The following is an 18,206-nucleotide window of genomic DNA, read 5'->3' on the forward strand; positions in this document are numbered from 1 at the left end:
TTTATAAGCGAAAGGAAAGGTTTTATAAGTCTAAAGGAAAGGTTTTATAAGCATAGGGAAAGGTTTTATAAGCCGGAAGGAAAGGTTTTATAAGCCAAAAGAAAGTTGCCAGGGGGAAAACTTTCCTTTCTGCTTTCTTTTCGGATTCGGCTGCTTACTTTTGCTTTCACCACCACTTTCCGAAGGCTATGCAAGGTCTTGATACTGCGGCAGCTATCAGCCATTCCACGGGGCTGGAGATTCGTCAGCACAACGCTATTACCACGGCGCGCTACGAGATGACGGCCTGTGAGATGGACATTGTGTTCTACCTGCTTTCGCTGCTCAAGAAGGAGGACCGCATCGGTACCTTCTACCGGGTCAAAGTCCTGGACCTGCAGCACCTGACCGGCCGGCAGTGGAACTACCAGCAATTTCTGGAGGCCACCTCGGCGCTGCGCACTCGCGAGTACGTGATTGAGGACAACAAGCGCATCCTGCAGGTGGGTTTGCTGGCCTCGGCCGAGTACATCAAGGGCGAGGGTGTCATCGAGCTGGAAATCTCGGAGAAGATTCGCCCCTACCTGATTGACTTGAAGCGCAACTTCACCTCCTTCCGGCTGCAGGCGGCCTTCAGCCTGAGCAGCAAGTACGCCAAGCGCATCTACCAGATTGCCTCGCAGTGGAAGGACAAGGCCGAAACCCGCACCTTCTCTCTGCACGACCTCAAGGTCATGCTGGCGCTCAAAGACCCCAAGGGGGTCGAGCCCGAGCAGTACACCAAGGTGTCGATGTTCCAGAAGTACGTGCTCGACGTGGCCGTCACCCAAATCAACCTGAACACCGACCTGCACATCGGCTACGAGCTCGTCAAGAAGGGCCGCTCGTTCGAGAGCATCCGCTTTCAAATCAAGCAGCAGGAGCCCCAGCAGCTCCCCCTGCCCTTTGAGCAGCCCCTGGACGACTCGCGGCTGCAAATGGCCCGGCAGCGCCTGGCGGAGCTGGATATCCGCGATGCCCGGCTCACGGAGCAGATTCTGGGTGAGGCCCGGATGGTGGACGAGCTGTTTGCGTTCTGCTACAAGCTGAAAACCGGTAAAATCAAAGCTTCCTCCAACCCCGGCGGCCTGTTTCTGACGGTCGTGGGGTTGCGCAAGCCGACCCCGGCGCCGGTTAAAAACTAACGCAGAAGTGGTACAAAATACTGCATAAACCTCCCCGATTCTAGAGCTTTTAAGCACCTAGTGATTTAGTAAAAAAAGGCACAAACGTGATTAACATTTTTTACTTTTTAATACTTTATTATCAGCGTGTTAAGCACTAGTTGACAGTTGAGCTTAAGTGGCTTAGTCAACGGTCCGCGCCGTTATCAATGTAGTACCTCCCGCGGCCCTTGCAGCGGCGCAGTGCGCCGGCTGCAAGGGCCGCTCCGGCTCGGCAGGATTACCCCGACCAAGCCGGGACTCCTCCCCTACTCGCTAGCCTTGTTCCCAGGCTCGGCCTCTGGGGTTTCGTAGCTGGGCACGATGCCCAGAATGTGGTTGGCCGCTCGCTGGGCCTGGCTGGCGGCGGAGATAATCAGGCGCTTGTCGTTGCGCAAGGCCTGCAGCCAGTTGGCGAGGTAGCCGGCGGTGCTTGGCTCGGTCCGGGCCAAGTCCAGGCCGGCGGCGTTGCTCAAGAAAGCGGCGCCCAACTCGGCCACCAGCTCTTCCTTAGCGTAGGTTTCGCTGCCGAAGGAGGCCTTCTCGGTGAGCGTAGCCCGGTCCAGGCGCTTGGCGTGGCCGGTGGAGTGGGCCAGCTCGTGAAACAGGGTTGCGTAAAAGTCCTCGGGCGTGTGAAAGTTGCCGGCCTCGGGCACGGTTACGGTGTCGGTGCTGGTGCGGTAGTGGGGTTCGCTGCCCGCGTAATGCACGCGCGGTCCGTCGACATACCCGGCCAGTATCTGCTCGGCCGCCTGCTGGGGGGTGTGCTCGCGCTGGGGCAGCTCGGGCAGCTCCCAGTCCACCCCGTCAATCTGGGCGATGTTGAACACGGTGGAGTACTGCAGGATGGCCACCTTCTTCTCCTGGCCTTGGGCGTCCTCCTTCTTGGAAACCTTGTAGAACACTACGGGCATGCCCTTTTCGCCTTTGCGCACTTGCCCGCCGAGCTCTTTGGCCTGGTTGAAGGTCAGGTAATAGGGCTGCTCGTGGGGCAGCATGCCCAGCAAAAAAGCGTTGATGCCCTGGTACACGTGCTTGCTGCGGTAGTTGCGGGGGGCACCGTGGGCCGCGTTCCAGCTCTGCTTCCAGGGCGCAACCCCGTTTTCCAAGGCCAGAATAATGCGGTTGGTGATAATGTCATACACGTCGGCGCGCGGGGTGGTTGAAGAGGCAGCTTTCATAACGAGGGGGGTTAGAATGAGCAAAGCGGGTTAGTAGGCGTAATCGGGATGCGCGGCGGGGCCTAGCTCCCGGGCTTCCCGGGCCAGCTCGGCATCTTCCCAGGCCTCGCACTCTTTCAGGGCCAGCAGCTTCCAGCGCAGCAGCTGGCTGGCGTTGGTGCTGGCGGTGAGTAGTAGCTCGGCTTGCTGCCGGCGCTCGGGCGTGAAGGCGGGGTGATTCAGCACTTGCCGCAGGTTGCGACGGGCCGAGGAAACCAGCAGCAGCGCGGCGGGGGAAATAGCGGCGGGCGGGGCGGTGAATTCCATAAGTAAGAGGCTGCTTTTGTGGGCGTTGCTTATACCTATTAAACGTAAAACGCCTGCTTATTGTTGCTTATTTAGCTTATTTATTTATGCTTATTTAGCTTATTTTATGGCATGCCTGTTGCTTTTTCCCTTTTGTTCCCCTCCCCCTTGACTTCAGTCTGTTGCCCCAGGGAAGGGTAGGGACAAGCGGACCTTTGGCAAAGGCAAGCAGTACGGAAAGCCCCTAATGGTCCATTTCAATCAATGCCGCCGCTGCGTCTTCTGCCGTTTTCTCCTTCTCTGCCAACTGCGCGGCTGGTTACGCTGCTCGCAAAATTCCAGGTGAGCCCTTTATGAACCCTTTAGCAGCCATTTCCAACACCCCATAAATTGCCCGCAGACATCCTAGCCGGTGGTTTTACCGCATCGCAGCATCTTCTCGGGAGCCCTTGCTGAACCCATTGATTCGTGTCCCGTGCCTACGGCGTTTCCATAGGGTGCAGCCTGGTCAGCGACCGGGGCTACCAGCACCAAAGTATCCGAAGGGCTTAGCACTTGACGTTCGACCCTACTTTCAAAAAGCCGTATCTTCGCCATGCAAAAAAAGTATCTGCCTCATCGGCTTGGTCGGTGCTGTTTGGTTGGTACCGTAATTCTGTTCTCTCACAAGCTTCGGCTTGCTGTTTGACCGGAAGCCCACCCCGCTGAGGGTGGTTTTTTTTGCCTATCCACCAAGCTGCCCCGGGCCCTGCGCAGCGGTAGCAAGCCGGCCATGAACTATGCACCGCAGCAAACGCGGGAACTGGCGCAATCTGGCCTTCATCCAGTTTCCCCGCCTAAGGGGCTGCGGCTAGCGCGCTTACTGGCGGCGCTGTCACCCCGTGGCGCAGGCTGCATTACTTATCCGGTATAGCGTACCGGGTAAGGAGATTACGATAGAGTAACAGTCCAAAGCTTAGTTTTGGAACGGTTAAAACTAAGCTTTGGACAGGTGATGCGCGGGCCTAATCCAAGGGTCTGACAAATCTTGGCCTTGGTTAAAACACGCCGGCGGCCGGGCGGTTGAGCAACGCCACCAGCAGGGCCGCGCCGGGCAGGGCCACGGCCGACGCGCGGCCGGAGCGGCGAAACCAGCCGATGGGCGGGGCTTTCCGCAGCCACTGCACCGCGCCGGCACCTAAAAACAACAGGACGGGCTCGGTGTAGGTAATGATGGTGACGGCCGCTGCCACGGCGTAGTACACCCACAGCCAGGGGTCGCGGCCCATGGACTTGCGGGTGAGCTTAACCGAGCTCACGGCGACGAGGCCGATGACGCCGGCGCCCACGCCGTAGAACACGGCCTGCATCCAGGGCAGGCCCCCGTGGGCGGTGTAGGCCACGCTCAGGGCCAGCACCATGAGGAACGACGGCAGCACGAACGCCAGACCCACCAGCGTGGCGCCCAGCAGCCGGTAGTGCACGTAGCCGAGGTGGATGGCCAGCTGCGCGGCCAGCGGCCCGGGCGCAATCTGGGCCAGGGCCAGGCCCTCGTGGTAGTCGGCGTCGCAAATCCACCGGCGCTCGGCCCCCAGGTCGCGGTGCATGGAGCCGATGAGGGCCACCGGCCCGCTGAAGCCCAAGCTGCCGAGGCGCAGAAAGTAGCGAATCAGCGCCCACAGCGGGTAGGACGCGGCCGGCGCTTGGGCAACGGGCAGGGGCGTTTCCATGGGGTAAGGGCATCAGAGGTCCGGGAGGAGCGGTTCACTCATCCGAAAGCAACTCGAGGGCAGGTACCGCTAGTGCTTCATCTCGCCGCGCATCCCTTCCCTGCCGCCGCCACGCTTGCCCTTGCCGAGCTGGTCGAGGGCGGCGCGGAAGCCGGTGGCGAGCTGGGCGGCGGAGCCGCGGCCGTAGTAGTGCAGAAACATGATGCGCGGGGTGTCGCCGAGCATGTGGTTGTGCACGGCCACCACTTCCAGGTTGTGGGCGCGCAGGGCCCGGATGACGGGGTTGACTTCGTGCTCGAGCATGGCGATGTCGCCGGCGATGTGGGCATCTTCCTGCTTGCCGGCAAAGGCGGCCCACGAGTTCAGGCCGATGGCCGCGGTCATTTCCGTGTTCATCATCAGCGACTGCACATCGTCGCGGCCCACGGTGTACTTGTAGGTGGGGCCGTTGACCACGCCCTTGTACTTCACCACGGCGTCGAGCGCGGCCAGGTCGAACAGCTCTTTGCCCGTGGGCGGGCCGGCAGCCGGGGTGGCGTTGTTGCCCTGGGCCGCAGCGGGCGCGGGGGCCGGGGCTGGTTGGCGGGCAGCAGCTTAGAGTCTTTGAGCGTGGCGGCGAACTTGCGGGCCAGCTCGGCGGGCGTGCCCATGCCCGAGACGTGCATGTAGAAGATGCGCGGCTCCTCGTAGAAAAAGTGGTTGTGCACGGCCCCGATTTCCAGCCCGTTGGCCAGCGCGGCCGACATGAGCGGGTTGACTTCTTCCTGCAGCAGCACGGTGTCGCTCATCAGCATCGCCGACTTGCCGTCGAGGGTGTGCTTGATGGCCACCCACCCGCCGAAGCCAAACGAGATGGGCACGGGCTCGCCCTTGATTTTCACCTTCAAATCATTGCGGGGCAGGGCAATGAGGTGCGTGGCCTGGGCCTCGTTGTAGGCGCCTTTCTTGCCCATGGCGGCATCGATAGCCGCAATGTCGGCGGCGCTCAGGGCCGGGGTTTTGCCGGCGGCTGGGGCCGACACGGCGGCCAGTGTGTCGTCGATGCTCAGCAGGGAGGTAGCGCCCAGCACGGCCGTGGCCTTAAGGGCCTCGCGGCGGGAAACGGGGGAATGCAGCATGGCGGGGGTGGGGAATGGTAGGAAGAGGCGTGGGAAGAGCCGCAAACCTACCGGTGGCGGCAGTGGAAAAATAGAACGATTTTATTCTTTGGCAGAATCTTTACGTGCGCGGCCGGTTTTTGCGGTAGGCGGCGGGGCTTTGGCCGGTGTGCTGCTTGAAAATCCGGGTAAAGTGGCTCTGGTCAGAAAAGCCGGTGAGGTAAGCAATTTCGGCCAGCGGGTACGCCGTGGTGTCGAGCAGCTGCCGGGCCTTGTCGATGCGTAGCTTGCGGAGATACTCGCCGAAGCTCATGTTATCGAAGTAACGGGCAAATTCGCGGGAGAGGTAGCTGGGGTTAACCTGCAGTGTGTCGGCGGCCTCGGTCAGGCGCAAGCTCAGGTTGGTGTCGAGGTGGTCCTGAATCAGCTCGCGCAGCTGGGTGGTCCAGGCCGGGGGCGGGGCATTTTTATCCTGGACGCGCCGCAGGTAGGCCGTGTATACCTGCACCAGCAGCTGCTCCTCGGGCTGCTGGGTGTGGGCCTGCCCTTGCAGGTGCGCGGCCCAACTGTAGAGCGCATCATACAGCACGAGGCCCTGCTGCAGGAGTTGCTGGTCGTCGCGGATGTTGTGGGCCAGTCCGGCGGAAATGGCCCACAGGCCCGCCGCCTGCGGGGCCAGGGCGTGGTGGTCGGTGTCGGCACCGCGGATGATGGGGGCCAGCGCGTGCAGGGCCGGGTCCGCCAGGGCGTACTTTTTCAGAAAGTAGTCGAAGGTGCAGTCGGCGCCGTAGTGCGAAAACTCCACGTTCGGCACATCAAAAGGAATGGCCCCGGTGCGCTCGGCGGTGCCGACCACCTCGGCGGCCGGCACGTACAGAATCTCGGCCGTCGGGTCGATGAAGCGCAAGATAAGCCAGGGGCAGGCCAGGCGGTCGATTTTGGGGTGTTCGCGGGTGACCCACTGCATGGCCGAAGCGGTAAGGGATGGGGCCGCAAGGTAGAAGGTTCGTCAAGTGGCCGGCACCTCCTGCCGTGGACGAGGGGGTGCCGACAACGGCTTAAAGCTGCGGGGAGTGCCTATCCTCTCCCCTATCGAACCGGGCTTAACTCATTTTATTCCTTCACGGCATGCCCCTTCCAACGCTTTGGCTCCTTTTACAAGCCTGCGCCACCCCGTCTTTGCCCGGCTCTACGCGGCTCAAGCCACCTCGCTGCTCGGCGATGCCCTGACCTGGGTGGGCCTGGCGCTGCTGGCCTTCGAGCTGGGCTTATCCGCTCGTGCACCGGGTGCTGCTGCGCGGCCTGCTGGACCGGGCCATGGTCCTGCCCCTCTACCGGAACGGGGGTCTGGGCGTCGCCGTCAGCATCGCGCTGCGCAAGCGCCGCCCCGCCACCACCCACACGTTGCTCACTGGCCGGCGGCTGGCCTTTTTTACAACTCTTCTAAATCCCGGCGCGTCCGCTCGCTTTCCACGTTGCCGGTGTTGAGCGTGGTTTTGGGCTCTATCATCAGAATCCAGGTTTCGGCCTCGGTGCGGGGGCGGTGCTCGGTGCCGCGCGGCACCACCAGCAGCTGACCGGGGTGCACCTGCTCGGTGCGGTCGCGGAAGTCCATGAGCAGCTTGCCCTGCACCACCATGAACAGCTCGTCCTCGTCGGCGTGGCTGTGCCAGATGAACTCGCCGTTCACCTTGGCAATCTTGATGTGCTGGTCGTTTAGCTCGCCGATGATGCGCGGGTTCCACAAGTCCTGGAACTGGGCGAACTTATCGGTTAGGGTAATGGGGCTGGGAGTCATAAGAGGCAGGAATACCGGCCGGGTTCGGCCGCTGATTCGTCAAAGGTCGTAAAGAGGGAGCTGGGCAGGTGCAGGAACCTTAACTTTCCTACCCCACGTGGATTAAGAAGCTAGGCTAAACAGGACATCATGGACTTGCAAAAAAAGAAGGTACTCATTACCGGGGGCAGCGTGGGCATCGGCAAAGCCCTCGTGGCCGAGCTGGTGCGGCGCGGCGTGCGGGACCTTGCCGTCATGGGCCGCCGCCCGGAGGCGCTAGCAGCCCTGGCGGCCGAATTCCCCGCTGCTGAATTTCTGCTGCTGCCCGGCGACGTGGGCCGCGTAGCCGACCTGGACCGGGCCGTGGCCGCCGTGACCGAGGCCTGGGGCGGGCTGGACATCCTCGTCAACAACGCCGGGGTGGTGAGCGCCGGCCTGCTCACGGAAGTGAGCGACGAGGACGTCATCGGCCAAATAACCATCAACCTGACGGGCCTGATTCTGCTCACCAAGAAGTGCCTACCCCTGCTGCAGCAAAGTCCGGAAGGCGCCATCCTGAACATCTCCTCCGGCTACGGCTACATCGCCATGCCCTTCTACAGCGTGTACGCCGCCACCAAAGCCGCCGTGGGCCAGTTCTCGGACGCCATGCGCCGGGAGCTGGCTCAGTACCCGCTGCACGTGCTGACCGTCTACCCTTCGGCCACCGACACGGACATGATGAAAACCGCCGTGGTGCGGAATATGGACTCGGCCCAGGACGTGGCCCGGGCCGCCGTGGAGGGCCTGCTCAAGGGGGAAATCAACGTCATTCTCGGCGGGCCGGACCGGGAAGCGCAGATAAAGCTAAATTTCCTGGAGCCCCGGAAAATAGACGAGGTGGCCAAAGCCAACTTCGAGGCCCTGCGGGCGCGGACCCAAACCCACCGTTCCATGTAGGCCCGGCGGTAGTAAGCCGGGCGATGCCCCGGCGCAACTAAGCACGGCCGGCCAGCTGCCGCAGTACCTGCCCAGCGGCGTAGCGGCCCGATTCCACGGCCCCGTCGAGCCGGCCCCATTCGCTGGCCGAGGTTTCGGCCCCGGCCCAGTGCAGGGTGCCCGCCCACGCGGGCTGCCGCAGCAGCGCGGGCCCCTGCAGCGGCACCGACGAAGGCGGCTGCTCGTCGCCCGGCACACTGGTGAAGGGCTCCCGGGACCAGTCCAGCTCGTGGTAGGCCAGCGGCATGCCGGCCGGCGGGCCAAACAGGCGCACGAGCTGCTGCAGCACGGCCGCCCGGCGCTCGGCGGCCGGGGCCTGGCGCAGGGGGTGCGGGGCCGCAAAAAAGCCGAACAAGGCCCCTGGCTGGCCTTCCGGGGGCGAAGCGTCGTGAATTTCGACCAGGGGGCCCGGCTGGCTGACGGCGTAGTCCGACCACCCCTGCGCCCGCCAAAACGGCCCGGCGTACACCACCACGGTTTTCATGGCGTGGCTCATCCAGGTGGGCACGGCGCGCAGCGTGTGCCGCAGCGGGGCCGGCAGGGCGGGGTTAAACACCATGCTGTGGGCTACCAGCCGCGGGGGCAGCGCCAGCACCACCGCCGAAGCCGCGCACATCTCCGCATCCGGGCCGGCCCCGATGCGCAGCGCAATGCCCTGCCCGGCGGGCAGCTGACGCAGCTCCGTGACGGGGGCCTGAAGCTGCACGGTTCCGGCCGGAAGCCGGCGGGCCAACTCCCGGCACAGGGCGGCCGCCCCGCCGGCGAAGCGCAGGTACCCGGCCGAGCCCGCCGGCTGGGGCAGCCGGTGCACGGCGTCGGGGGTTTCGTAGGTGGTGGCCCCGGCGCTGGGCTGCACGAAGGGCGTCATCTCCAGCTCGCCGAGCAGACGCATCAGGTACGGGTGGTGGTCCCAGCCCCAGGTGGCGCCCAGGTCCAGCCCCTCCGCCTCCGGGCTACCCGGCTGGGCGGGCACGGCCAGGGTGCGGCCCCCGACCCGGTTACGGGCCTCCAGCACCCGCACGGGCACGCCGGCCGCGTGCAGCACCCCGGCCGCCGTGAGCCCGGCCAGTCCGGCCCCAACGATGATGACCGGGGCTGCATCGGCCGGGTTTAAAAATATAGGGACAGTCATACTCAGGGGCAAAGCAATACGATGCTGCTACGGGAACCTCCGGCATCCAACGCTGCCTAAACACAGTCGGACGGGAATTGTCTGGCTTTGTGGGCGGCCCGGGCCCGCGACGGCCACCCGCTGCCGCAAAACTACCCGTGCCTAGGCCCGGGCGCGGTGGTTACGCTCGCCTGCGTCCATCGCCGGCCCGAAGGCCCGTTGGCCCGCTAAAAAGGCCGTCTTGAATGCCCGGCCAGCGCGGCTCCGGCGGGTTTCGCTACCTTTAAAGCGCATGAGCACGACCGCAGGGCCCTTGAAAACGCCGCAGAAGACCCCGCCCCTGGTGAGCGGTCCCACCATTGCCCTGGCGTGGCTGCTGTTCAGCGGGTTCATGGTGCTGCTGATTTTCGGGCAGAACCTCTCGGCCGGCACGCCCACCGACTGGCGCGAGGCCCTGGGCGGCCGCCTGCTGCACGGGCTGATTTGGGGGCTGCTCACGCCCGTGGTGTTCGCCCTGGCGGCGCGCTTCAACCTCCTCGAAAGCCGCCACCGGCTGCGGCACCTGCTGGCCCACGCGGCGACCAGCTACATCCTCACGCTTGCTTACCGCCTGGTATACGCCGCCGTGATGCACGGCAGCGGGGCCACGCCGGGCCACTTCTCCCTAAACACCGTCATCGCCAACGCCAACAACTGGGTGCCCATCTACTGGATGCTGCTCTGCATGGCCTACGCCGTGCAGTACCGCGAGCGCTACCGCGAAGGGCGGGTGCGCGCCGCCCAGCTCGAAACCCAGCTCGTGCAGGCGCAGCTGCAGGCCCTGAAGATGCAGCTCCAGCCGCACTTCCTCTTCAACTCGATGAATGCCGTGTCGGCGCTGATGAGTCAGGACGTGAAGGCCGCCCGGCGCATGCTGGCCCAGCTCAGCCAGTTTCTGCGCCTGGTGCTAGAAGGCACCGACGAGCAGGAAGTGACCCTTGAACAGGAGCTGCGCCTCACCCGCCTCTACCTCGAAATTGAGCAAACCCGCTTCCCCGACCGGCTGGCCGTGCACTACGACATCGCCCCCGGCACCGAGGGTGCGCTGCTGCCCGCCCTGCTGCTGCAGCCGGTGGTGGAAAACGCCGTGCGCCACGGCCTGGCGCCCCGCGCCGGGGCCGGGGAGCTGGCCGTGCGGGCCGAAAAGCAGGGCGGCCGGCTCCTGCTGCAAGTCAAGGACAATGGCCAGGGGGCGGCCGACACCGCCGCGCGGGGCATCGGCCTGCGCAACCTGGAAAGCCGGCTGGCCACGCTCTACGGCCCGGAGTATGCGCTGGCGGTGGAGTCGGCCCCGGCGTGCGGCTATTGCCTGCGCCTGTCCATCCCGTTCCGGCTGGCGGCGGCCGGTGCAACGCATTTGCCCGCATGAAGCTTATTCGCACGCTGCTGGTGGACGACGAGCCCCTGGCGCGCAGCCTGCTGCGCGAGCTGCTGGCCGATTTCCCGGCACTGGCCGTGACGGGTGAATGCGCGAACGGCACCGAGGCCCTGGCCGCCCTGCAAACCGGCGCCTACGACATCGTCTTCCTGGACGTGCAGATGCCCGACCTCGACGGCGTGCAGGTGCTGCGCCGGCTGCAGGCGGCCGGCCAGCCGCTGCCGCTCGTGGTGTTCGTGACGGCCTACGACCGGTACGCGGTGCAGGCCTTCGCCCTGCACGCCGTGGACTACCTGCTCAAACCGCTCGACCCCGACCGGTTTGCCGACTGCGTGGGCCGGGTGCCGCAGCAGCTGGCGCTGCGCCAGAGCCCGGCCCCCGGCCCCGCGCTGGCGGCCCTGCTGCACTGCTGGCCCGCCCCGGCCGTGCCCGACTACCAGGACCAGTTTCTGGTGAAGCTGCCGGCGCGCAGCTTCTTCGTGCCGGCCGCCGAGGTCTGCTACTTCGAAGCCTCCGGCAACGGCGTGCTGCTGCACGGGGCCGGGCACCATTACCCGCTGCGCACGGCCCTGGGCCAGCTGGCCGAGCGGCTGGACCCGGCCGTGTTCCTGCGCATTCACCGTTCGTGCATCGTCAACACCGCCCACATCGTCGACTTCAAGCACTGGTCGCACGGCGAGTACCTGTTTCGCATGGCCAACGGCCAGCACGTCACCTCCTCGCGCAGCTACAGCGCCGGGGTGCAGCAGCTGCTCAAGCGCTTCGCCTGAGCCGGCCCGGGCCGTTGAAGGCCGGTTCAAACGGGTATTGGTCCAGTTGGCCCTCCTGCGGCAGACATTTCCCCTGGTTGCGCGTTAGCCCACCAGCCCCCCGCTAACGGGGCGGCCCCGGTGCACGACATGACCAAATCCCTGCTCTTTTTACTGGCGCTCACCTGCGGCAGCGCCGTTGCGGCCCGCGCCCAACACCACCCGGCCGGCGCCCACCCGATGCCGGGCATGGCCCATTCCAGTCCGGGCATGACCAGCATGAAGATGGACCACGCGGCCGCACCGGGTACTCCGGTCGCCGCCTTCCAGCACGGCATGGATTCGGTGATGGTGGTGATGGACGAGGGGATGCGCCGCATGACCGGCGCGAGCCCCGACGACATCGACGCCAGCTTCGCGGCCATGATGCTGCCCCACCACCAGGGCGCCGTGGACATGGCCCGCCTGCAATTGCTCTACGGCAAAGACCCCGCCCTGCGCCGGCTGGCCCAGAGCATCATTGCCGAGCAGCAGGTCGAGATTCAGCAGATGGCCGCCTGGCTGAAGCAGCACCCGGTGGCCGCGCAATCTTCTAAATAAATAACTGCTTTCACCTAGAACGTCCTGCTGAGCGCAGTCGAAGCAGGACGTTCTTACCTTTTTCTCCCCGCATGAAATCCACTTTACTTGCCGGCCTGCTGCTGGTGTCGGGCGCGGCCGCGGCCCAGGCCGTAAGCCACCGCGACCGGGTGTACACCGCCGACCAGATTTCCAACACCGTTTCGGTCATCGACCCCGCGGACAACAAGCTGCTGGGCCAGATTATTCTGGGCAAGCCGCAGCCCGATTTGCTTTCGGCCCTCTACAAAGGGCAGGCCTTGGTGCACGGCCTGGGCGCTTCGCCTGACCACAAATTGCTGGCCGTGGTGTCGGTGGGCTCCAACAACGTGACGTTCATCGAAACCGCCACCAACGCCATCCGGGGCAGCGTGTACGTGGGCCGCGCCCCGCACGAAGCCACGTTTCGGCCCGACGGCAGGGAGGCCTGGGTAACGGTGCGCGGCGAGGACTACCTCTCCGTGATTGACGTGGCCCGCATGCGCGAAACCCGCCGCGTGCCCGTGCCCAACGGGCCCGGCCAAATCGCCTTCAGCCCCGACGGCCGGCGGGCCTTCGTGTGCTCCAGCTTTTCGCCCGAGCTGGCCGTGGTGGACGTGGCCACCTATAAAGTCATCAAAAAGGTGCCGGTGGTGAGCCCCTTCTCGCCCAACATCTTTCCCACCCGGGACGGGCAGCAAATCTGGTTCACCCACAAGGACGTGGGCAAGGTGTCGGTACTCGATACGAAGACGCTCACCATCAGCGGGGTGCTGGCGACCGGCCCCATCTCCAACCACGTGGCCACGGTGGACGTGGCCGCCGGCAAGTTTGCCTACGTGACCGTGGGCGGCGAGGACGTGGTGAAGGTGTACAGCCGCGCCCCGGACTTCCGGCAGCTGGCGACCATTCCCGTCGGGGCCAACCCGCACGGCATCTGGCCCTCCGGCGACGGCAGCCGGGTGTACGTGGGCCTGGAAAACGGCGACTCGGCCGTGGCCATCAGCACCACGAGCAATAAAGTGCTGGCCAAAATCAAGGTGGGGCAGGCCCCGATGGCGCTGATGTACGTGCCCAACGCCGTGCCGGCCGGCGCGGCCACGACCACCGGCCTGGGCCGGCAGCTGGTGGACCAGCCCGCCGTGGTGCGCACCCTCAAGCCGCCCACCGCCGGCCCCGCCACGGGCACCATGACGCTGCGCTCGGAAGGCCTGGTGGACCTGGCCACGTTCGCCCTGCGCGGCCTGCTGCCCAACACCGACTACGACATCTTCCTGACCAGCGGCACCAAGGCCCCCTATGCCCGCGACTACGCCCTGACCACCGTGCGCACCGACGCCAAAGGCGCGGCCATGGGCCAGGCCCTGGGGCCGGTGCAGCGCATCGCGGGCGGCGAGCTGAACCCGGCGGGCAAAAAGTTTTCGCGGGTAATCGTCGCGCCCAAAGCCACTGACGGCGAGCCCGCGCTGATGGCCGAATAGCGCGGCTAAGTACGGCGGCCGGATACTTATTCAAGACGGCTAGGCAACCGTGCCCCTCCGAACTGACGAACTGACCACATTCAACCGACTCTTATTTAACCTTAACCCATGCGTACCATTTCAAATCAATTGACTGCTTCCAATGGCCTGGTGCAGTCCTTGAAGCGCTTCCTGCTGCCGGTAGCGGCTGTTGCGCTGCTGCTCGGCGGCTGCAAGAAGGACAACGAGGCCATCACCGACACCAGCGCGCCGCCGGTGCTCAACATTGTCTCGCCGGTGGAAGGCGCCACCGTGGCGCCCGGCGCCCGCCTGGGCACCCCCACGGCGCTCGATTTCAACGGCTCGGGCTTCGCCATCAACCTGGAAATCGTGACCAAGGACACGGTGACCATTCCCACCCGCGAAAGCCTCAACATCCGCAACGCGGCGGCCGTGGGCCAGCCCAACGTGAACCTGCCCGGCTTCACGGCCAGCGTCGACGTGGATTTGATTAAGCCCGACGGCGGCACCATCCCCAAAGGCACCAACCTGGCCTCGCTCTTTAACGTCGCCGGCACCGACGACACGCCCGGACCCGGCGTGACCATCTGGGTGAGCTGGCACGTGCTTGAATCGGTAGCGGCCAACACCAGCAGCTTCACGCTCACCACCTCGGTGAAGGACCGCGCCGGACGCACGGCCACCGCCACGCGCCTGCTCAAGGTGGGGGCCGGCCCCAACGGCGCCCTCAGCGGCGAGGCCCTGACCCCCGCCCCCAAGCCCATTACGCTGGGCGGCGCCGACACGCCCGACGGCCCCACCGTGACCATGATTGCCCCGCGCACGCCCAGCAGCGTGAGCCCCGGCCTGCAGGCGGCGGGCGTGCTGCCGGCCCCGCCCACCAGCGGCGCGCTGTTTTTCATTCAGGTGTCGGCGCTGGACAAGTCGCGCAACGGCCTCAACGTGGCCGAAAACGGCGCGGGCGCTTTTGGCAAGACTGACGCCGAGCGGGGTACGATAGAGGACAAGACGCAGTCGCGGGCCGGCGTGAACCGCTACGTGCCGGGCCTGAACGTGACCTTCGACGTGCCCCTGCTGCAGCCCAACGGCAACGTGATTCCGGCCGGCGGCAACCTGGCCCCGGTCTTCAACACGGCCGGCAGCGAGCTGGACCCAAGCGGCTTCGTGCGCACCACCTTCGGCTGGAGCGTGGGCGGCACCCTGCAGCTCGGCGGCAAAACCAGCGTCACCATCAAATCCTCGGTGACCGACGCGGCCGGCAAAACCGGCAGCGCCACGCAGGTGGTGCAAATCAGCCCAATCGAAAACGGCCAGCTGCTGACGCCGGCCCCGCGCTAAACCCCTAAATATTAATCGGTAGCGCCGCAACGGTCCGAAGGCTGGCCCGTTTCTTCAAGGGCCAGCCTTCGTTTTTTCGCAGTCCTTCCACTTCACTCCATTCCACACCGCGATGCGCATAGCCAACTTCTCCACCTGGGCCCTGGCGGCCACCCTGCTGCTCGGGGCCTGCTCGAAAAAAAACAGCGAGGAAACCGAACCCGACATGGTGGTGCCGCCCGACCCCGGCCCCATCGCGGCCAGCGCCGCCGACCGGGTGTACCTGGCCGACCAGTCGTCGAACACCGTGTCGGTGCACGACCCGAGCACCAACCGGCTGCTGGGCGTGATTCGCCTGGGCAAAGGCCGGCCGGAGTTCCTGAGCCCGCTCTACGACCTGGAGTCCAACGTGCACGGGCTGGGCGTGTCGCCCGACGGCAAGACGCTGGGCGTGATTGCCACGCTCACCAACGCCGTTATCTTCATCGACCTGGCCACCAACGCGGTGAAAGGCAAGGTGTACGTGGACCGCAACCCCCACGAGGGCTTTTTCACGCCCGACGGCAAGCAGTTCTGGGTGGCCGTGCGCGGCAAGGACTACGTGACGGTGATTGACGTGGAGAAAATGGCCGTGGTGAAAAACATCGCCACCGAGCACGAGCCGAGCATGGTGGTCTTCCGCCCCGACGGCAAGGTGGCCTTCGTGGACCACTCCCAAACGGCGATGCTCGACGTGATTGACGTGAAGAAGCGCGAAGTCATTGCCCGCGTGCCGGTGGTGAGCAAGTTCTCGCCCAACCTGGTGGTGACCGAGGACGGCCAGCAGGTGTGGATGACGCACAAGGACGTGGGCAAGGTGACGGTGGTGAACGCCCAGACCTACGCCGTGGAGGGCGTGATTGATACCGGCCCCGGCACCAACCACGTGAACCTGGCCGGCCCCGGCGGCGGCACCCGCTTCAGCGGCGCGGCGGCCGGCGACTTCGCCTACGTGACCGTGGGCGGCGAAAACGCGGTGAAGGTGTACTCCCGGCAGCGTCAGCTGCTGGCCACGATTCCGGTGGGCCCGAACCCGCACGGCCTGTGGCCCAACGGGGACGGCAGCAAGCTCTACGTGGGCCTGGAAAACGGCGACGCCCTGGTCAGCATCGATACCAAAACGAATACCAAGCTCACCGAAACCGGCAGCGGCCAGGCCCCGCAGGCCCTGCTCTACGTGGTGAAGGCGGGCGGCGGCAGCCCCGGGTCGGGTGGGCTGGAAGCCTTCACGCCCGTTGCGCCGGTGAACATCCGCCTCGTGCCTTTGGGCACGCCGCCGGTGCCCGGCGTGGGCGGCGGGGCCACCATCCGCCCCACCGAAGACGTGGACGAACTGGTGCTGGCGCTGAAACAGCTGGCGCCGAACACGAGCTACACCCTGTACTTGTCGGACAACAAAACCACGCTGGTGGCCCCGGAGCCCGTCATCACCTTCAAAACCGACGCGGAGGGCAAGGTGGAAGTCAACGCCTATTACCAGATTCGGCTGCGGCTGCCCGGCCGGTTTGCCGTGGTGGTGCTGGGCGACAAAAACCCCGCCGGCGCGGTCACGCTCACGCAGCCGTAAGCCGGCCGACGACGGCGAAGGCCCTTGGTGCATGGCGCTTCAGGGGCCTTTTTTTATTGGCGCAAGCCTACCGCTTTGGGTAGCGCCGGGCGGGCGGTATGATGGGTATCTCCTATAGTTCAGCTATCCGGGAGCTGGCAGGCCGCCAGCTCCCGGCGGTGCGCCCGGAAGCGCAGCAGCCCCACCGCTAATACCAGCCCCGCCACGGCCAGCGCGGAGTACCCCAACCGGCCGCCCCGCTCGGGGTGTAATCGAATGAGCGCCAACCCGAAGCCCACCAGCGCCAGGCTGGTGCGCACGTAAGTCAGCAAGGTCCGCTCATTGGCCAGCCGGTCCGAGAGGGCGAGTGGGCTGGTGGGGGAAAGAAGCGTAAGGGGGCGGGCTACGGGAGGATAATGGCATTGCCCGGTTCGGCCAGCCGATGAAACGTAATGCCGTGCTTTTCAAAGTACGGCCCGTAGTTCTCGTAACGCTGCTGGATGAAGAAGGGCTTGAGATAGCCGTCGTGCACGGGCAGAATTTGCTTGGGCCGCATTTTCAGGGCGAAATCGGCCACCACCAGCTCCGTAAGAAAAGGTGCGGTGACGGGCAGAATGAGCAGCTCCACGCCCGCGAACCGAAGCAGGTTGTGGGCAAAAGAATCAGCCGGGTTCAGCACCTTGCCATTCACGAGCCAGGCGGTCATCTGTGGCAGCGGGCTGTCGAGAATGGCCTCGTGCTGCACCGGAATGGCCAGCAGCTGAAACGCGCCCAGGTCCAGGGGGCCTTCCTCGTGGATTTGCACCGTGAGGCCGTGTGCTTTCAGTTCGGTCGCCACCTCGCGGTTGGAAATGATGACGGCCTGGCGCAAAGCCACGATTCGCTTCAGCGCCGCCACATCGAGATGGTCGGGGTGGTTGTGGGTGATGATGATGACCGATACGTCCTTAAAAACCTCGGGCTGCACCAGGCCTTCGATGAAGGAAAACTTGCCGGGGTCGAAGAGGAGCTGCTGGCCGTCCAGCTCGAACAGCAGGCAGGAGTGGATGTATTTGGTGATTTTCATAAAACAGCGGGTTGGCTAGGCCTTTTAAGAACGTATGTCCCATTCCTGTAGCCAGTACCCCACCGTAAAAGGCTGGGTTACCGGCTACGGCAATGGCTAACCACGCGCCGAAAACGCGGCCGGCCGGGCGCTTTTGGCGGACCTAGCCAGCGGCTCGGTTTACCTCGCGCGAAGACTCGAACAGGAACCAGGCGCGGCGTTCGGCTTCGTCGATGTACACCTCCAGCAGGCTGGCGGTAGCCACGTCGTGGATGTCGTCGGCAATCTGGTGCGTTTCGCGCATGTGCTGGGCGAGGTGGCGGTTTTCGCTGAGTAGGTCGGCCAACATCTCCAGCGGGTTTTCGTAGTGCTCGTCGTTGTCCTTCACGCGCTGCTTGCGGCCGATTTCGCCGATGGAATGCACCGTTGGGAAGCCGAGCTTGCGCACCCGCTCGGCCGTGGGGTCGATGATGGCAAAAAGCTGGTCGGCCTGCTCATCAAGCAGCAGGTGGTAGTCGCGGAAATGCCGGCCGCTCATGTGCCAGTGGTAGTTCTTGGTTTTGAGGTAGAGCGCGAACAGGTCCGAGACCAGCACGTTCAAGCTGTCGCTTAGCCGGGCCCGGCCCCGTTCGTCGAGGTCCGAGGGCGTGTGCAGCAATTGGGGTTTGGAAGGGGCAGCCATAAGATAAAGGGGGC

The 18,206-nt window shown here is 65.0% G+C and carries 20 protein-coding genes and 1 pseudogene; 8 read left to right on the forward strand and 13 right to left on the reverse strand.

What is annotated here, in order from left to right:
• Positions 1-188 precede the first annotated feature (188 nt).
• Complete coding sequence (locus tag KYK14_RS00865; RefSeq protein ID WP_219156135.1) at positions 189-1,163, forward strand: replication initiation protein; 975 nt, start codon at positions 189-191, stop codon at positions 1,161-1,163.
• Positions 1,164-1,450: 287 nt separating this feature from the next.
• Here KYK14_RS00865 and KYK14_RS00870 read toward each other — a convergent pair whose 3' ends face one another.
• The 7 genes from KYK14_RS00870 to KYK14_RS00895 form a co-directional block, all read right to left on the reverse strand.
• Entirely contained in the window at positions 1,451-2,362 is a 912-nt protein-coding gene (locus KYK14_RS00870; RefSeq protein WP_219156137.1) for an ArdC family protein, read from the reverse strand.
• A 30-nt stretch (positions 2,363-2,392) separates the two neighbouring features.
• The gene (locus KYK14_RS00875) at positions 2,393-2,668 is read right to left on the reverse strand and encodes a hypothetical protein (protein ID WP_219156139.1); all 276 of its coding nucleotides are present in this window, start codon (positions 2,666-2,668) and stop codon (positions 2,393-2,395) included.
• 1,016 nt (positions 2,669-3,684) lie between these two features.
• On the reverse strand, positions 3,685-4,356 hold the full coding sequence (chrA, locus tag KYK14_RS00880; RefSeq protein WP_219156141.1) for a chromate efflux transporter: 672 nt from the start codon (positions 4,354-4,356) through the stop codon (positions 3,685-3,687).
• Positions 4,357-4,425: 69 nt separating this feature from the next.
• On the reverse strand, positions 4,426-4,827 hold the full coding sequence (locus tag KYK14_RS22015; protein WP_343217041.1) for a DUF1259 domain-containing protein: 402 nt from the start codon (positions 4,825-4,827) through the stop codon (positions 4,426-4,428).
• Entirely contained in the window at positions 4,824-5,474 is a 651-nt protein-coding gene (locus KYK14_RS22020) for a DUF1259 domain-containing protein (protein WP_246601621.1), read from the reverse strand. Before KYK14_RS22020 ends, KYK14_RS22015 begins: the two co-directional genes overlap by 4 nt.
• Positions 5,475-5,574: 100 nt before the next feature.
• On the reverse strand, positions 5,575-6,420 hold the full coding sequence (locus KYK14_RS00890) for a chromate resistance protein ChrB domain-containing protein (protein ID WP_219156143.1): 846 nt from the start codon (positions 6,418-6,420) through the stop codon (positions 5,575-5,577).
• Between the two features lie 465 nt (positions 6,421-6,885).
• Positions 6,886-7,251: a cupin domain-containing protein gene (locus KYK14_RS00895; RefSeq protein WP_219156145.1), complete on the reverse strand. Its 366-nt coding sequence runs from the start codon at positions 7,249-7,251 to the stop codon at positions 6,886-6,888.
• 129 nt (positions 7,252-7,380) lie between these two features.
• On the opposite strand from KYK14_RS00895, the gene KYK14_RS00900 reads away from it, so the two are divergent.
• Entirely contained in the window at positions 7,381-8,169 is a 789-nt protein-coding gene (locus tag KYK14_RS00900; RefSeq protein ID WP_219156147.1) for an SDR family NAD(P)-dependent oxidoreductase, read from the forward strand.
• 37 nt (positions 8,170-8,206) lie between these two features.
• Here the strand turns inward: KYK14_RS00900 and KYK14_RS00905 are convergent, their stop codons facing one another.
• From KYK14_RS00905 to KYK14_RS22280, 3 genes and pseudogenes are all read right to left on the reverse strand, one after another.
• Positions 8,207-9,100 (reverse strand): flavin monoamine oxidase family protein, encoded by an 894-nt coding sequence (locus KYK14_RS00905; protein ID WP_246601630.1) that lies wholly within the window; start codon positions 9,098-9,100, stop codon positions 8,207-8,209.
• A 6-nt stretch (positions 9,101-9,106) separates the two neighbouring features.
• A pseudogene (locus KYK14_RS22025) lies at positions 9,107-9,340 on the reverse strand (NAD(P)-binding protein); the annotation flags it as partial.
• Between the two features lie 141 nt (positions 9,341-9,481).
• Positions 9,482-9,613 carry a hypothetical protein gene (locus tag KYK14_RS22280; protein ID WP_281421265.1) on the reverse strand — a complete coding sequence of 44 codons (132 nt, stop codon included), beginning with the start codon at positions 9,611-9,613 and terminating at the stop codon, positions 9,482-9,484.
• Between KYK14_RS22280 and KYK14_RS00910 the strand changes: the two genes are divergently transcribed.
• The 6 genes from KYK14_RS00910 (at position 9,612) to KYK14_RS00935 (ending at position 16,486) form a co-directional block, all read left to right on the forward strand.
• Positions 9,612-10,727: a sensor histidine kinase gene (locus KYK14_RS00910; RefSeq protein WP_219156151.1), complete on the forward strand. Its 1,116-nt coding sequence runs from the start codon at positions 9,612-9,614 to the stop codon at positions 10,725-10,727. The two genes, KYK14_RS22280 and KYK14_RS00910, sit on opposite strands and share 2 nt — an antisense overlap.
• Positions 10,724-11,506 carry a LytR/AlgR family response regulator transcription factor gene (locus KYK14_RS00915; protein WP_219156153.1) on the forward strand — a complete coding sequence of 261 codons (783 nt, stop codon included), beginning with the start codon at positions 10,724-10,726 and terminating at the stop codon, positions 11,504-11,506. Before KYK14_RS00910 ends, KYK14_RS00915 begins: the two co-directional genes overlap by 4 nt.
• Positions 11,507-11,734: 228 nt before the next feature.
• Entirely contained in the window at positions 11,735-12,085 is a 351-nt protein-coding gene (gene copM, locus KYK14_RS00920) for a CopM family metallochaperone (RefSeq protein WP_219156155.1), read from the forward strand.
• Positions 12,086-12,156: 71 nt separating this feature from the next.
• Positions 12,157-13,563, forward strand: a complete 1,407-nt coding sequence (locus KYK14_RS00925; protein ID WP_219156157.1) for a YncE family protein — start codon at positions 12,157-12,159, stop codon at positions 13,561-13,563.
• Positions 13,564-13,671: 108 nt separating this feature from the next.
• Positions 13,672-14,901, forward strand: coding sequence for a hypothetical protein (locus KYK14_RS00930; protein ID WP_219156159.1), 1,230 nt, complete (start codon positions 13,672-13,674; stop codon positions 14,899-14,901).
• Between the two features lie 112 nt (positions 14,902-15,013).
• A complete protein-coding gene (locus KYK14_RS00935) occupies positions 15,014-16,486 on the forward strand; it encodes a YncE family protein (protein WP_219156161.1) in 1,473 nt (490 codons plus the stop codon).
• 119 nt (positions 16,487-16,605) lie between these two features.
• On the opposite strand, the gene KYK14_RS00940 is transcribed toward KYK14_RS00935, so the two are convergent.
• The 3 genes from KYK14_RS00940 to KYK14_RS00950 all read right to left on the reverse strand — a co-directional run bounded on the left by KYK14_RS00940 (position 16,606) and on the right by KYK14_RS00950 (position 18,192).
• A complete protein-coding gene (locus KYK14_RS00940; RefSeq protein WP_281421269.1) occupies positions 16,606-16,815 on the reverse strand; it encodes a DUF202 domain-containing protein in 210 nt (69 codons plus the stop codon).
• Positions 16,816-16,868: 53 nt separating this feature from the next.
• Positions 16,869-17,531 carry an MBL fold metallo-hydrolase gene (locus tag KYK14_RS00945; RefSeq protein ID WP_219156165.1) on the reverse strand — a complete coding sequence of 221 codons (663 nt, stop codon included), beginning with the start codon at positions 17,529-17,531 and terminating at the stop codon, positions 16,869-16,871.
• Between the two features lie 142 nt (positions 17,532-17,673).
• Positions 17,674-18,192, reverse strand: coding sequence for a Dps family protein (locus KYK14_RS00950; RefSeq protein WP_219156167.1), 519 nt, complete (start codon positions 18,190-18,192; stop codon positions 17,674-17,676).
• Between the last annotated feature and the right edge of the window lie 14 nt (positions 18,193-18,206).

The sequence above is a fragment of the Hymenobacter profundi genome (assembly GCF_019334315.1).
GTDB classification, from domain to species: domain Bacteria; phylum Bacteroidota; class Bacteroidia; order Cytophagales; family Hymenobacteraceae; genus Hymenobacter; species Hymenobacter profundi.

Coding starts and splice junctions, on each gene's coding strand:
- KYK14_RS00865 (WP_219156135.1), top strand. CDS start 189: ATGCAAGGTCTTGATACTGCGGCAGCTATCAGCCATTCCACGGGGCTG.
- KYK14_RS00870 (WP_219156137.1), bottom strand. CDS start 2,362: ATGAAAGCTGCCTCTTCAACCACCCCGCGCGCCGACGTGTATGACATT.
- KYK14_RS00875 (WP_219156139.1), bottom strand. CDS start 2,668: ATGGAATTCACCGCCCCGCCCGCCGCTATTTCCCCCGCCGCGCTGCTG.
- chrA (WP_219156141.1), bottom strand. CDS start 4,356: ATGGAAACGCCCCTGCCCGTTGCCCAAGCGCCGGCCGCGTCCTACCCG.
- KYK14_RS22020 (WP_246601621.1), bottom strand. CDS start 5,474: ATGCTGCATTCCCCCGTTTCCCGCCGCGAGGCCCTTAAGGCCACGGCC.
- KYK14_RS00890 (WP_219156143.1), bottom strand. CDS start 6,420: ATGCAGTGGGTCACCCGCGAACACCCCAAAATCGACCGCCTGGCCTGC.
- KYK14_RS00895 (WP_219156145.1), bottom strand. CDS start 7,251: ATGACTCCCAGCCCCATTACCCTAACCGATAAGTTCGCCCAGTTCCAG.
- KYK14_RS00900 (WP_219156147.1), top strand. CDS start 7,381: ATGGACTTGCAAAAAAAGAAGGTACTCATTACCGGGGGCAGCGTGGGC.
- KYK14_RS00905 (WP_246601630.1), bottom strand. CDS start 9,100: ATGCGTCTGCTCGGCGAGCTGGAGATGACGCCCTTCGTGCAGCCCAGC.
- KYK14_RS00910 (WP_219156151.1), top strand. CDS start 9,612: ATGAGCACGACCGCAGGGCCCTTGAAAACGCCGCAGAAGACCCCGCCC.
- KYK14_RS22280 (WP_281421265.1), bottom strand. CDS start 9,613: ATGCGCTTTAAAGGTAGCGAAACCCGCCGGAGCCGCGCTGGCCGGGCA.
- KYK14_RS00915 (WP_219156153.1), top strand. CDS start 10,724: ATGAAGCTTATTCGCACGCTGCTGGTGGACGACGAGCCCCTGGCGCGC.
- copM (WP_219156155.1), top strand. CDS start 11,735: ATGGCCCATTCCAGTCCGGGCATGACCAGCATGAAGATGGACCACGCG.
- KYK14_RS00925 (WP_219156157.1), top strand. CDS start 12,157: ATGAAATCCACTTTACTTGCCGGCCTGCTGCTGGTGTCGGGCGCGGCC.
- KYK14_RS00930 (WP_219156159.1), top strand. CDS start 13,672: ATGCGTACCATTTCAAATCAATTGACTGCTTCCAATGGCCTGGTGCAG.
- KYK14_RS00935 (WP_219156161.1), top strand. CDS start 15,014: ATGCGCATAGCCAACTTCTCCACCTGGGCCCTGGCGGCCACCCTGCTG.
- KYK14_RS00945 (WP_219156165.1), bottom strand. CDS start 17,531: ATGAAAATCACCAAATACATCCACTCCTGCCTGCTGTTCGAGCTGGAC.
- KYK14_RS00950 (WP_219156167.1), bottom strand. CDS start 18,192: ATGGCTGCCCCTTCCAAACCCCAATTGCTGCACACGCCCTCGGACCTC.